The sequence below is a fragment of the Vallitaleaceae bacterium 9-2 genome (assembly GCA_038396585.1).
Classification (GTDB): Bacteria; Bacillota; Clostridia; order Lachnospirales; family Vallitaleaceae; genus UBA1351.
On the sequence record CP121691.1, the window covers coordinates 1,863,256 to 1,876,354 of the forward strand.

General features: G+C 36.7%; 15 protein-coding genes. All 15 read right to left on the reverse strand.

Features of this window, described 5'->3' with window-relative positions; translation table 11 throughout:
- Position 1 precedes the first annotated feature (1 nt).
- The 15 genes from QBE53_08855 to QBE53_08925 all read right to left on the reverse strand — a co-directional run bounded on the left by QBE53_08855 (position 2) and on the right by QBE53_08925 (position 13,098).
- The gene (locus QBE53_08855) at positions 2-973 is read right to left on the reverse strand and encodes a DUF1730 domain-containing protein (GenBank protein ID WZL83205.1); all 972 of its coding nucleotides are present in this window, start codon (positions 971-973) and stop codon (positions 2-4) included.
- Positions 970-1,947 carry an RluA family pseudouridine synthase gene (locus QBE53_08860; protein ID WZL83206.1) on the reverse strand — a complete coding sequence of 326 codons (978 nt, stop codon included), beginning with the start codon at positions 1,945-1,947 and terminating at the stop codon, positions 970-972. Before QBE53_08860 ends, QBE53_08855 begins: the two co-directional genes overlap by 4 nt.
- A 16-nt stretch (positions 1,948-1,963) precedes the next feature.
- Positions 1,964-2,545 carry a hypothetical protein gene (locus QBE53_08865; GenBank protein WZL83207.1) on the reverse strand — a complete coding sequence of 194 codons (582 nt, stop codon included), beginning with the start codon at positions 2,543-2,545 and terminating at the stop codon, positions 1,964-1,966.
- Entirely contained in the window at positions 2,526-2,975 is a 450-nt protein-coding gene (gene dut / locus QBE53_08870; GenBank protein ID WZL83208.1) for a dUTP diphosphatase, read from the reverse strand. The genes QBE53_08865 and dut overlap by 20 nt, the downstream gene beginning before the upstream one ends.
- Positions 2,976-2,996: 21 nt before the next feature.
- Positions 2,997-4,241, reverse strand: a complete 1,245-nt coding sequence (locus QBE53_08875) for a pitrilysin family protein (protein WZL83209.1) — start codon at positions 4,239-4,241, stop codon at positions 2,997-2,999.
- A 98-nt stretch (positions 4,242-4,339) separates the two neighbouring features.
- A complete protein-coding gene (locus tag QBE53_08880) occupies positions 4,340-6,430 on the reverse strand; it encodes a polyribonucleotide nucleotidyltransferase (GenBank protein ID WZL83210.1) in 2,091 nt (696 codons plus the stop codon).
- Positions 6,431-6,625: 195 nt separating this feature from the next.
- A complete protein-coding gene (rpsO, locus tag QBE53_08885) occupies positions 6,626-6,892 on the reverse strand; it encodes a 30S ribosomal protein S15 (protein ID WZL83285.1) in 267 nt (88 codons plus the stop codon).
- A 126-nt stretch (positions 6,893-7,018) separates the two neighbouring features.
- Positions 7,019-7,180 (reverse strand): hypothetical protein, encoded by a 162-nt coding sequence (locus tag QBE53_08890; protein ID WZL83211.1) that lies wholly within the window; start codon positions 7,178-7,180, stop codon positions 7,019-7,021.
- A 13-nt stretch (positions 7,181-7,193) separates the two neighbouring features.
- The gene (locus QBE53_08895) at positions 7,194-8,117 is read right to left on the reverse strand and encodes a bifunctional riboflavin kinase/FAD synthetase (protein ID WZL83212.1); all 924 of its coding nucleotides are present in this window, start codon (positions 8,115-8,117) and stop codon (positions 7,194-7,196) included.
- 11 nt (positions 8,118-8,128) lie between these two features.
- Positions 8,129-9,058, reverse strand: coding sequence for a tRNA pseudouridine(55) synthase TruB (truB, locus tag QBE53_08900; protein ID WZL83213.1), 930 nt, complete (start codon positions 9,056-9,058; stop codon positions 8,129-8,131).
- The gene (locus QBE53_08905; protein ID WZL83214.1) at positions 9,036-10,028 is read right to left on the reverse strand and encodes a bifunctional oligoribonuclease/PAP phosphatase NrnA; all 993 of its coding nucleotides are present in this window, start codon (positions 10,026-10,028) and stop codon (positions 9,036-9,038) included. Before QBE53_08905 ends, truB begins: the two co-directional genes overlap by 23 nt.
- Before the next feature lie 14 nt (positions 10,029-10,042).
- Positions 10,043-10,405: a 30S ribosome-binding factor RbfA gene (gene rbfA / locus QBE53_08910; GenBank protein WZL83215.1), complete on the reverse strand. Its 363-nt coding sequence runs from the start codon at positions 10,403-10,405 to the stop codon at positions 10,043-10,045.
- A gap of 27 nt (positions 10,406-10,432) precedes the next feature.
- Positions 10,433-12,538, reverse strand: coding sequence for a translation initiation factor IF-2 (gene infB / locus QBE53_08915; protein WZL83216.1), 2,106 nt, complete (start codon positions 12,536-12,538; stop codon positions 10,433-10,435).
- A gap of 4 nt (positions 12,539-12,542) precedes the next feature.
- Positions 12,543-12,845, reverse strand: a complete 303-nt coding sequence (locus tag QBE53_08920; protein WZL83286.1) for a L7Ae/L30e/S12e/Gadd45 family ribosomal protein — start codon at positions 12,843-12,845, stop codon at positions 12,543-12,545.
- Positions 12,832-13,098 (reverse strand): YlxR family protein, encoded by a 267-nt coding sequence (locus tag QBE53_08925; GenBank protein ID WZL83217.1) that lies wholly within the window; start codon positions 13,096-13,098, stop codon positions 12,832-12,834. The genes QBE53_08920 and QBE53_08925 overlap by 14 nt, the downstream gene beginning before the upstream one ends.
- Between the last annotated feature and the right edge of the window lies 1 nt (position 13,099).

Sequence of the window (13,099 nt, forward strand, 5' to 3'; positions counted from 1 at the left end):
CTTACTTGCCTTCTCTTTCTTTTAGTATTTGTTGTATGTTACGCTTAAAGCGTTTATTACCAATCCACCCTGCAGATGTTTGTCCGAATTTATTTTTAAAGGAACGATTCGATAGTTGCATGAGTTCATCAACAGATTGAATCGGTTCCACGAGCATAGGACGCCGATAGTCCTCTAAGGATATACCGTTAAGTGGACATACACGCTGACATGTGTCACAACCATAGACATAGCCATCTAATGTTAATGTCGGATCGATTTCGTCTAAAAAAGTGTCCCAATGCTTTGATTGGGTTAAATACGAAATACATCGATGGGAGGTTAGTTGTCCAAAGTTTACAATTGCCTGATTGGGACAGCTTTTAGCGCAGCGACCACAGGTCTGACAGTAAGGGTGAAAAAAACTACTGTAGTCTAAAGGACTTTGTAGCGGTGGAACCATCGGAAGTTCCAGTGGTAAATCGGTGAGAATATAGCCGATATAAAAACGTGTTCCAAACTTTGGATGAATTAACAAACTGCTGCGTCCGATTTTCACTAATCCTGTTTGAAGTAGAATTGATTTATCATTTAGTGGTCCCATATCAGCATAAGCTTTCGTTTTTGCATTATAATTTGTTTGAAGATAGGCTTCTAAATGGCTGCATTGTTCGAGTATTTGCGCATGGTAATCTCTAGATATAGATGCCTTAGAGATTCGCACTTGGTCGTGGGTTAAATTATCTTGTCTTGAAAACTCCATGGCATAGGGATAGATGATGACCAAAATAGTCTTTGCCCCTTGGACATAATGGGAAGGATCATAGACTTTAGATGATGTTGTCGAAAAGTCCGTATCCAGATAGCATTTGGATTCTGTTTTTCTTTGTTGAATAAAATTGGCATAACCAATGTTGGGTTCTGCGGTGCAAAACCCAAGATCAGCTATACCAATTGATTGTGCGTATGCTTGTATTTTTTTTATTTGTGTCATAAAGCCTCACCTTTTCCTAGAAACGCATTAAATATTTTGGGATAAGGAGCTATAAATTGTTGCTTATTCAAATAAGCGAGAGGTTCTTCGATATGTAAAAAAGTATAGGAATAACTATGCAAAAGTTGGTTTTGAACACCGTATTTTTTATAAAAATATGTATTCTTATCTTCAACACCATACTTTAGATCACCAATGATTGGATGATGAATACTCGATAGATGGTGGCGAATTTGATGGGTTTTCCCCGTCATTAGTTCGACTTCAACTAACGTCCAATCTTCATCCGAATCATATGCCATCGGATGGATAATAGTATGGATATAATCTCCAGATGCGTTAGAAACCATACGCACCTGGTTATCCCTACCCTTTTTTTGATATCCTTTTAGCTCAATGGTTGCATCAAGTCGCCCAAGCACAATCGCTCGGTAGCGCTTATCGACTTGGTGGGACTTAATGCTTTGATTTATAGTACGTAGTGCCAATGCATTCTTACCAATCAGTATTAATCCCGTTGTATTACGATCAAGACGGTTGCATACGCCGTATCGGTCCAACACGTCTTGATAGACAATGTTGTTCTTTTTAGCATAAGCGCTATATTGCTCTACAATGTTATCATCTTTACCATTAGGTTGTGATAAGATTGCCTTAGGTTTATTATACACTAAGATATGTTCATCTTCATAGATAATATTTTCCTGAAGTAACGGCGATTGATTTTTTATTACTTCTGATTCGGATGTATCACCTGCACTAAACTTTTGAAAGGTTTCTTTTGAAAAATAAAATTGAATTTCGTCGTTAAGTGCACACCGTTCATCCCCTTTGATTTTTTTTCCGTTAAGCACAATATTCTTCTTGCGAAACATTTTAAAAACAAAAGATTTTTTGGCATTTTTTAAAACCTTAAAACAAATTTTATCGATACGTTCTCCTGCATATTGGTTTGTGATTTTTATTGATTCCATATATGTTATCCAATCATTAATGTGCTTTGATAATTAATGCTTCAGCTATACGTTCCATTTTTTCTGAATCCATCTTTTGAGCCTGAGACTTAACATTTGTTTTTAATTGTTTATAGAGGCTATCAAAATCATTGTAGATTTTTACAGGCTCATGATGTCCTTTTGGACGAATAATACTTTCAATAATTTGCTTGGTATCTTTAGTATTTTTTTTCGGTGGGATAAGGACAAATACTCCGACACAGGTAATAACAATGGCTTCACAAAAATACGTTGTCTTTCCACGGATGATGGGAAGTTCTCCAAGTACAAGAAATTGTGGACTCAGTTTTTCTAACAATATAAACTGTTCTTCCTCGAGTGGTTTATATCTTGAAAAACTGATAGCTTTTGCAAGATATTGAGCAAAGGGAAGAATAAGTAACGCACTGACAACCATGAATAATGGTTCAATTTCATAAAAGAGTGTTTTTCCAACACTAAACACAGCCAGGCAAAAACCTAACATAATAAATGTCCACTTATAATTGTGTCTTTTTATATATTGGGTATACCCATATTCTCCTCTTAAACGTTGCTTATTTTCCCGTGTGTCCAAATCCACCTTCACCTCGCACACTCTCTTCTAATTGGTTAGTTTCAACGAAAACACCATGAACAATGGGGTTAAATACCATCTGCGCAATACGCTCTCCATGTTGAATGACAAACCCCTCACTTCCATGATTAATCATAATAATTTTAATTTCCCCACGATAATCCGCATCAATTGTACCTGGAGAATTGACCAAGGATATCCCATGTTTTAATGCAAGGCCACTTCTAGGGCGTATTTGTGCTTCATAACCATCCGGAATAGCTATTTTTATTCCTGTTGGAACTAAGGTAATCTCTCCTGGTTCAAGTACTTTTTCCTTGTCTAAGCAAGCATATAAATCCATTCCTGCGGACTGCTCCGTTTGATATTGGGGTAATCCCAGTGTTTTTCCAGCTTCGGTCCGTTCGATAAATACATTAATTTTTTCCATGTGTTCTCCTTTGTATGTGTCTTAGCCTAATTTATCAATATCAACCTCATTAGGTGTCGCCAATGTAATACTTTCTTTATTTAGATTAAAGGTTTCATGTATCAGTCGATTTACATCGTCTAAGGATACATTATTAATCCCTTCAATTAGATCATCCATTGATTTGATGTGTTTTTTTAATAATGAACCTTTTCCATAATGGGACATACGTGCTCCCATATTTTCCATACCAATAATAGTATTGCTTTTTAATTGTTCTTTTGTCTCTAATAGTTCCTGTGCAGTAATGCCTTCAGCTAGTAAAAGCTCCGTCTCTCCACGAATTGCTTCATATAAACGTGGGATTTGGGATGCACTAGTTGCAGCATAGGTCGTAAATAAACCGGTTTGATAGAAGGTTTCAATATAGCTATATATCGAGTATGCCAAACCTTGTTCTTCTCGAATGCTTTGAAACAAACGGCTATTTAATCCGCCACCGACAATTGCGCTCAAAATATTCATTCCATAGACATCCTCATGGAAATAATTAATTGATGGGTAGCTGATGGCTAAATGCCCCTGTTCGATATCTTTTTTAAACGCTTTTTTTCCAGGAACATATACAATAGGTGCCACACGATGTGTTGGCTCTCCTGAGACAATATCCGAAAAAGCTTTTTCTATTTTTTGTGATGCTTGTTCAAAATCTATTTTACCGACAATGGATATTACAATATTATCCCCGACATAGCGAGATTGAATATAATCTTGCAGCATCGTAGGGTTCATGCTTTTTATCGTATCTTTTGTTCCGATGATATTATATCCAATGGCATGATCTGGCCAAACGGTTGAATGCATTTCATCTAAAACAATCTCTTCAGGACTGTCTTCATACATTGAATACTCTTCCAGGATAATTCCTTTTTCCTTTTCAATATCTTCTTCATAAAAATTCGAATGTTGAATCATATCGGATAAGATGTCAATGACTTCATCAAGATGTTCATCCAGTACATGTGCATAAAAACACACATATTCCTTTGAAGTATATGCGTTAATTCTTCCTCCGATGCGACTCATGGTATCCGCCAATTGTCTAGCTGTATAGTTTGGCGTTCCTTTAAAAAACATATGCTCGATAAAATGTGTAATTCCATTATTGATCAATGTTTCATCAACAGAGCCGACTTTAATATAGATTCCGATCGATACGGAACGGACAAATGGCACTTCTTCGCCAATAACACGTATATGGTTTGAAAGTTCTTTGTTGTATAGCAAGTATTTCCTCCTATAGCTAAACATAAATTTCAGGGAAAACACAAACAATGTCATGTTTTCCCTAAGATTAGCTATTTATTCAATGTTGTCTTTTATGCTTAATCTTCTAATAAAGCTTTTCTTGAAAGATTAATTCGTCCTTGACTATCAATTTCCATAACTTTGACAGAAATGACGTCTCCTACTTGAACGACATCTTCAACTTTGTTGACACGTTCTTTTGCAAGTTTACTAATATGTACAAGTCCATCTTTACCTGGAGCTAATTCGACAAAAGCACCAAAGTTTGTGATGCGAACAACAGTTCCGTTATAGATTGCTCCCACTTCAATGTCTTTACCAATGGTTTCGATAATATTAAGGGCTTTTTGAACCATTTCATGATCTTCACCACAAATAAATACACGTCCATCATCTTCAATATCAATTTTAACACCTGTTTCATCAATAATTCGGTTGATTGTTTTTCCGCGTGGTCCAACAACTTCTCCAATTTTTTCAGGATCAATTAATGTTTGAATGATTTTTGGTGCATACGGTGATAATTCTTTTCTTGCTTCGCTGATACACACATTCATAACATCATCTAAGATAATCATACGAGATTTTTGTGTGTTGTAGATGGCTTTTTCTACGATTTCATTGGTAAGTCCTTGAACTTTCATGTCCAATTGGATTGCAGTAATACCATCTTTTGTTCCGGCTACTTTAAAGTCCATATCGCCAAAGAAATCTTCTAATCCTTGAATATCTGTTAACAATACAAAGTCATCATCTGTCTCACCGGTTACAAGACCACACGTGATTCCAGCGACTGGCTTTTTAATTGGAACACCTGCTGCCATTAAGGATAATGAGCTGGCACAAATACTACCTTGTGATGTCGACCCATTGGAGCTTAAAACTTCAGACACTGTACGTATTGCATAGGGGAACTCTTCTTCTGATGGTAATACAGGAACCAATGCTCGCTCCGCCAAAGCTCCATGTCCAATCTCACGTCGACCTGGACCTCTTGATGGTCGGCATTCACCTACTGAATAGGATGGGAAATTGTAATGATGCATATAACGCTTTCCAGTCACCAAATCATCAAGACCTTCAATACGTTGTGTATCGCCTAGCGCTCCTAAAGTGGTGATATTTAACACTTGTGTCTCACCACGTGAGAACAGTCCACTACCATGAGTTCTTGGTAATATATCAATTTCTGCACTAAGTGCACGGATTTCGTCTAATGCTCGACCGTCTGGACGTTTATGGTCTTTAAGAATCATTTTGCGTACAGTTTTCTTTTGATATTGGTATAAACCTTCATCAACAAGTGCCAACCAGTCTTCATTTTCAGCATAAGCTTCTTCTAAGCGCTCTTGAAATACACCCAGACGCTCTTGGCGTTGCTGTTTATCATCGGTAAATACCGCTGCTTCCATTTCTTCTGTTGGAATAAGCTCTTTCATTGATGCAAACATTGCTTCTGGGATACCGACAACTTCATATTGTTGTTTTGGTTTTCCTTCTTTTTCGACAATTGAATTAATAAATGCAACCAATTCTTTATTTAACTCATGTGCCTTAAAAATAGCTTCTATCATAAGCGCTTCAGGAATTTCATTTCCATCGGCTTCAATCATTGTGATTTTTTCGGCTGTTGAAAATACAATCAAATTCATGTCGCTTTTTTCGCGCTCTTCTGCGGTTGGATTAAAGACAAGCTCTCCATCAACCAAACCAACAATAGTCGCACCTGTAGGACCCATAAATGGAATATCTGATATTGCAAGTGCAATGGATGTACCGTTCATAGCAACAAGTTCGGGTTGATTATCTTGATCAACACATAATACGGTATTAACAACCGCACAATCGTTTCTGTAATCTTTTGGGAATAATGGACGAATCGGTCGGTCAATCACACGTGACGTTAATATTGAATTTTCACTTGGACGTCCTTCACGTTTGATAAATCCTCCTGGAATTTTACCGATGGCATAAAACTTTTCTTCATAATCAACACTTAATGGGAAAAAATCAATTCCCGGTCTTGGTTTTTCAGAAGCAGTTGCTGTAGATAAAACAACGGTTTCTCCATAGGTAACAATACATGCTCCGTTTGCTAATCCTGCTACTTTGCCGATTTCAACACTAAGGGTTCTTCCGGCTAGTTCTGTTGAATATACTCTTGACATAAAATGTCTCCTTTCTTTATGCCCTGAGTTCTTAGTCTTTAGTGTCTATTCTCCACGTCTTTATTTGGAGAACAAAAACTAAAAACTAATAAAATAAAACTTCAGGGCGTGTTGTATTAATTATACTCGATATACGACTATTTGTATAGGTTTGACCCAAAAAATATAGAGCGGAAAAAATCCGCTCTATAAAATTTACTTTCTAAGACCTAATCGAGCAATCAATTCACGGTATGCTTCAATATCTGTATCTTGTAAGTATCTTAATAAGTTTCTTCTGTGACCAACCATTTTAAGAAGACCACGTCTTGAATGATGATCTTTTTTATGCATTTTTAAATGCTCGTTAAGTTCGTTGATACGTGTTGTTAATAATGCGATTTGAACTTCTGGAGAACCTGTATCGTTTGGTGTTCTACCATAGTCTTTCATGATTTGTTGTTTTGTTTCTTTGTTCATAATATGAACCTCCTTTTGTTTTATAACGCTATTGCCAAGAAATCGGACGGAGATTCCAAACCCCTAGCATTAGCTTAACTTCCAATTTAAAATAATAGCATACTTCCTCTTGCTTGTAAAGGAGAAAGCTTATTTCTTCTTGTTTTTTTTCTTGTTCTTCTTGTCTTTTTTGTCTTTTTTCTTTTTAGCTTTTTTCTTTTTTGAGGGTTTGTCAAGATCTTTGGTTTCAAGTAATGGACAGTGACTACAATATTTTCCTTTTTTCTTCCATTTTCCGCAGCATTTAGCCATAGGCTTCATCCTTTCAAAGGTTGTAATATGCTCTGAGATCTTTTTCGTCTTCTTTCATTTGAGTGACAAGTTCTTCAAGTGAATCATACTTTTCCTCGGTGCGTAAAAACTTATGAAATTTTACAAGAATACGTTCGCCGTATATCTCTTGATCAAAATCGATGATGTATGTTTCCACTAATATTTCATAGATATTTTCGTCAATTGTGGGTTTGGTTCCGACATAGGTCAACCCATAGTAGGTTTGTCCAAGGACATCAACTTCGGTTGCATAGATTCCATTGCGCGGAAGCTGTTTATGTCCATCCGGCTTAACGTTAGCTGTTGGATACCCTATCGTACGTCCGAGTTTAGCACCTTCAATCACAATGCCGGTTACAAAATATGGCCGTCCCATTAAGGTCTCGGCTAAGTCCATATCTGCTTCTTGTATCGCTTCCCGTATCCATGTACTGCTAATAATACGATTATTATATGAGATTTTTTTCATAGCATGTAGACTATAGCCATACTCATGTGAATACTGTTCTAGCATTTCAATATTCCCTTTGCGCATTTTTCCAAAAGCATAATCTTCGCCAACGACGACTGCTTTGGCGCCTAAGTGTTCATGTAGAATACTTCGAATAAACTCTTCTGGCTCCATACCTGCAGTTTCTTTGGTAAAAGGAAACTGAATATAATAATCCATACCTTCGTTTTCAGCCACATGTTGTTTTTCCATATCCGTATTGATAAGTGCAACTTCATGTTTTGATAACACATGGGTTGGATGTGGATAGAATGTAAAAAAAGCAGTTTTAAGCTGTTGCTCTTTTGCAATTTCTTTTGCTTTAGCTAAAAGTGTTAAATGTCCTTTATGCAAGCCGTCAAAATTTCCAAGGACAACAACGGTGTTTTTTAAAGTACTTTGTTGAATATTATTAATAAATTTCATCCCATACCTCACTAGTAAAACATTTTTTCAACTCTTAATATTGGAGTGTCATTCTGTTCATCTATAACATAAAGACCGACAAAACGTTCATTTGAATCATAAAGTCGATACCTTTTATTCTTGGTTATATCAATCGTGTTGAGTGCTACTTGTTGATTGACGAACACGTTTGAAAGTTTGTTTCCGTTATGAATGCACGCATCATATTCTGATGATACAATAATCTTAGGGCATTCGTCAAATAAGGATTCAATGGAATAAAGCTTTGTCGTTAACTGTTGCTCAAGCATGGCTTGCTTAATCGCCTCTATATGTAATGCATCGTTAATGTTAAACTCGCCAACACGGGTTCTAATCAGCTCAGTCATACATGCTCCATAACCTAGTTTTTGTCCGAGGTCGTGGATTAACGTTCGAATGTACGTTCCTTTTGAACATGTCACATCAAAACGATAGCAATGGTTCCCTAAGGAAGTAAACTGTTCAATCTGGAAGATGTGTACTAAACGAGGTTCACGTTCAACTTCAATTCCTTGTCGTGCCAATTCATATAAGCGTTTACCATCTTTTTTTATGGCAGAATACATCGGAGGTACTTGCATATACTCTCCTAAAAAAGTCATCAAAACTTCGTGTACTTTTGCATCATCAACAGATATCTCTCCATGATACTGATGAAGAACTGTTCCGCTTATATCTTGAGTGTCTGTTTCTATGCCTAGCTCTAATGTTGCGCGATAGGTCTTATTCATATTTGTTAGTAAATCAACGACTTTTGTTGCTTTACCTACACAAATAGGTAAAACACCCGTCGCATCCGGATCAAGTGTTCCTGTGTGACCGATGCGACGAATATTTAAGATACGTCGTAGTTGTGCAACAACATCAAAAGAGGTCATGCCTTTATCTTTGTATACATTAAGAATTCCGTTCATATGCATCAACCAACTCTCTTGTAAATAACTTGATAATATCATCTAATTGTCCGTCTATTGAACATCCGGCGGCTTTCACATGCCCACCACCTTGATATTTTTGTGCAATTTCACACACATTAATGCTTGAATTCGAACGAAAGCTAATCTTATATTTATTATAATCTAATCCTAAAATAAAGCAACTAACCTTAGCGGTATCAACTTCAATAAGCTGATTTACAATCGACTCTGTATCACTTTTTTCAAGAGCATGTTCACACATCTGTTCATGGGAGATGTATGTTAAGACAATATGTCCTTGTTGTATAGCTTGAATATTAGAGAGTGCTATTTCAAGTGCCTTTAAAGATTTTAGGGTTTTGGTAAAATATAGCTTATTGATCAAAAATGTTTGATCGACGCCACCATCAACTAGTTTAGCCGCTATAAGATGGGTTTCTTTACGGGTACAGTCATGTTTAAAAAGTCCTGTATCGTAGATAATCCCTGTGTACAGTGCTGTTGCTACGTTCAAATCTTGAATGGTGCCATTTTTATCTAGATTAAGCATCATTCCGATGACTTCGCAAGTAGAACTTGCATCGACATCGACATGTTGATAATCACCAAAATGTGTGTTGCTGCTATGATGATCAATGTTAAACGTACATGTTGCTTTATTAAAAAGCTCAAGGAAAGGTTCAATTCGACTTAAGTCTCCTGAATCAACAACAATAAGTTGATATGGAGCATTAAGGAGACTTTCTTTGTTCTGCTGATATTCCTCTTGAGTGATAATATCAGCATAGCCCTTTAAAAAATCATAGCCTCGCGGCCTATTTTCAAGCACAACGCTTACACGATATCCTGTATGATCTAAGAGATGATACATTGCCAAAGCAGCTCCAATACAATCGCCATCAGGATGAATATGCCCTGTAATATAGACATGCTCATCCATTGACAAGTGCGTAGTTAAATCAACGTAGTTCATTTTATCACCTGCTCTTAGTCTTCATCGTGATGATTGACTTCATCAATTAATTTGCTCATCTTAACGCCATATTCAATTGAATGGTCAATGACAAAAATCAATTCCGGAGTATTCCTTAAGTTGACTTTTTGTGCCAACTGACGACGAATAAATCCAGCTGAATTTTTCAAGCCTTCCAAAGTCTCTTGATGTTTTGTTTCATCACCAAGCGTACTAAAATGCACTTTGCAAAACTTTAAATCAGGTGTAGTATCCACATGGACAATACTCGTTAGTGTGTCAACCCGCGGGTCTTTTAATCCGTTACGGATAATCGCACTGATTTCATGCTTAATTTCTTCATTGATTCGTATAATTCGGTTGCTGTTTTTTTTCATAATTATCACCTTCTTAACTTCAAATCGTTATCTTGGTATTTCTTCCATGATAAAGGCTTCGATGACATCACCTGTTTTTATATCATTGTATTTTTCTAGCATGATACCACATTCATAGCCTGTCGCTACTTCTTTTGCATCATCTTTAAAACGTTTTAATGACGCTAGGGCACCTTCAAATAATACAATTCCATCACGTACAAGACGTACTTGACAGTTTCGTTGGATTTTCCCGTCCGTTACATAGGAACCAGCTATTGTACCGACATTGGATACTTTAAAGGTATCACGAACTTCTGCATGTCCAATAACTTTTTCTTCATAAATCGGGTCAAGCATTCCCTTCATTGCAAGTTCAATGTCTTCAATTGCATTGTATATAACGCGGTATAGACGAACATCAATTTTTTCACGGTCTGCAGTAATTTTTGCATTTGACTCCGGTCGGACATTAAATCCTATTATGATGGCGTTGGATGCACTCGCTAACATTACATCCGATTCATTAATGGCACCTACTCCACCATGGATAATATTTATTATTACTTCCTCGTTTGAAAGCTTCATTAAACTTTGTTTTACGGCTTCAACAGAACCTTGAACATCCGCTTTTACAATTAATTTAAGTTCTTTCATTTCACCTTCATGAATTTGATGGAACAAATCATCTAAAGTTACTTTTTGAGGTGTGTTTTGTATCATTTTTTCACGAACATTTGATTGGAGACGCTCAGATAACTGTCGTGCTTCACGTTCGTTATTGGTTTGATAGAAAGCTTCTCCTGCAGAAGGAACTTCGCTAAGACCTAGAATCTCAACCGGAGTTGAAGGTCCTGCAGTTCGTACACGCTTACCTTGATCGTTAATCATCGCTCGTACTCTACCATGTGTTGTACCAGCTAAAATTGAATCACCAATTTTTAAGGTTCCGTTTTGTACCAAGACTGTAGCAACAGGTCCTCGTCCTTTATCAAGTTGAGCTTCTACAATCGTTCCACGAGCCGCACGTTTTGGATTAGCTTTGAGTTCACCCAATTCTGCAACGAGAAGAATCATTTCCAGAAGTTGATCAATTCCAGTATGCTGAATCGCAGATACATGAACACAAATTGTATCTCCTCCCCAATCTTCTGTTACAAGACCATATTCAATAAGCTCTTGTTTTACTCGATCTGGATTTGCGCCTTCTTTGTCAATTTTATTAATGGCAACAATAATTTGTACACCGGCTGCTTTTGCATGGTTAATCGCTTCAACCGTTTGTGGCATAACACCATCATCAGCTGCAACAACTAAAATAGCGATATCCGTAGCCATTGCACCACGTAGACGCATGGCTGTAAAAGCTTCATGTCCTGGTGTATCTAAAAATGTAATCTTTTCATTATTTAATTCAACAGAATATGCACCGATATGTTGTGTAATACCACCATGCTCGCCTTCGGTAACGCGTGCTTTTCGGATGGCATCTAGAAGAGAAGTCTTCCCATGGTCAACATGTCCCATAACGACAACAACCGGAGGACGTTTCACTAAATCTTTTTCGTCATCGATATCATCTTCAGCGAAAAATTCTTCAATAAAATCCTTCTCTTGTTCTTTTTCAATCAGAACTTCATACTCTAGTCCGATTTCAACGGCTAAATCAAAATTAATCTCTTGATTGGCAGTCGCCATAATTCCTTTTAACATAAGATATTTTACAATCTCTGATATGGGGCACTCGATTTTTTCAGCCAATGCTTTTACAGAAATTTCTTCTCCGATGTAGATAACGTCTTCTTTTTCTTCAACTTCAACTTCTTTACGATGTTTTTTTGATGTCTTTTGTTTTTTGTTTGGCGCTTCATCGGCTGAGGTATTTTGCTTTACTTGTTTGCCTGTTGTTTTAGTTGTAGTTTGTGTGTTTTTTGTCGAAACTTCTTTTTTAGGTTCTATATTTTGACCCACCTTATTCGATTCATTTTTTGTTTCATCTTCATTATAATATTCGATAACAATTTTTTGATCTTCTTCTTTTATCGAACTCATATGATTTTTTACGGGTATATCAAAGTCTTTTAGCGTGTTGATTAGATCTTTTGAATCTATTCCCAGATCTTTTGCTATCTCGTGTACACGTCTTTTTGACATCCTTTCACCTCCATGTTTTTTCAATGCTCATTGCAAATTGTTCATCTGTAACACAAATCGTCGCACGAAACTGCTTTCCGATTGCATGACCTAATTCCTCTTTATCAAATGCTATGATATAGGGGATTTGTCTATAGTTACACATATTCACAAATTTCTTTTTTGTATTATCTGATGCATTATCGGCAATAACAACCAGGTGAGCATGACCTGCTTTTATTGCTGTCTCAACAGAAAATTCTCCAGAAGCGATTTTTCCTGCTTTTTGACATAATCCAATCATATTTAAGGTCTTATTCAAGTTTATCTAGCGCCTCCTTTAGATTTTCACCAATCTCTTGAGGGATTTTACACTTAAATGAACGTTCCAGTCCTTTGTTTTTCAAAGATTTTTCCAAACATTCTTTGGACTTACAGATATATGCGCCTCGACCATTCGCTTTGCCGGAAACATCGATTAAAAAATCGCCCTCGGACGTTCGAACGACACGTAGCATCTCGCGCTTATCTTTTAACTCTTGACATCCTGTACATTTACGTAATGGCTTCTTCTTGGTCATA

Excerpts from the sequence above, each read along its gene's own strand:
- QBE53_08855 (WZL83205.1), bottom strand. The coding sequence starts at position 973 with ATGACACAAATAAAAAAAATACAAGCATACGCACAATCAATTGGTATA.
- QBE53_08925 (WZL83217.1), bottom strand. The coding sequence starts at position 13,098 with ATGACCAAGAAGAAGCCATTACGTAAATGTACAGGATGTCAAGAGTTA.
- infB (WZL83216.1), bottom strand. The coding sequence starts at position 12,538 with ATGTCAAAAAGACGTGTACACGAGATAGCAAAAGATCTGGGAATAGAT.
- QBE53_08895 (WZL83212.1), bottom strand. The coding sequence starts at position 8,117 with ATGAAATTTATTAATAATATTCAACAAAGTACTTTAAAAAACACCGTT.
- QBE53_08860 (WZL83206.1), bottom strand. The coding sequence starts at position 1,947 with ATGGAATCAATAAAAATCACAAACCAATATGCAGGAGAACGTATCGAT.
- truB (WZL83213.1), bottom strand. The coding sequence starts at position 9,058 with ATGCATATGAACGGAATTCTTAATGTATACAAAGATAAAGGCATGACC.
- dut (WZL83208.1), bottom strand. The coding sequence starts at position 2,975 with ATGGAAAAAATTAATGTATTTATCGAACGGACCGAAGCTGGAAAAACA.
- QBE53_08905 (WZL83214.1), bottom strand. The coding sequence starts at position 10,028 with ATGAACTACGTTGATTTAACTACGCACTTGTCAATGGATGAGCATGTC.
- QBE53_08880 (WZL83210.1), bottom strand. The coding sequence starts at position 6,430 with ATGTCAAGAGTATATTCAACAGAACTAGCCGGAAGAACCCTTAGTGTT.
- QBE53_08890 (WZL83211.1), bottom strand. The coding sequence starts at position 7,180 with ATGGCTAAATGCTGCGGAAAATGGAAGAAAAAAGGAAAATATTGTAGT.
- rbfA (WZL83215.1), bottom strand. The coding sequence starts at position 10,405 with ATGAAAAAAAACAGCAACCGAATTATACGAATCAATGAAGAAATTAAG.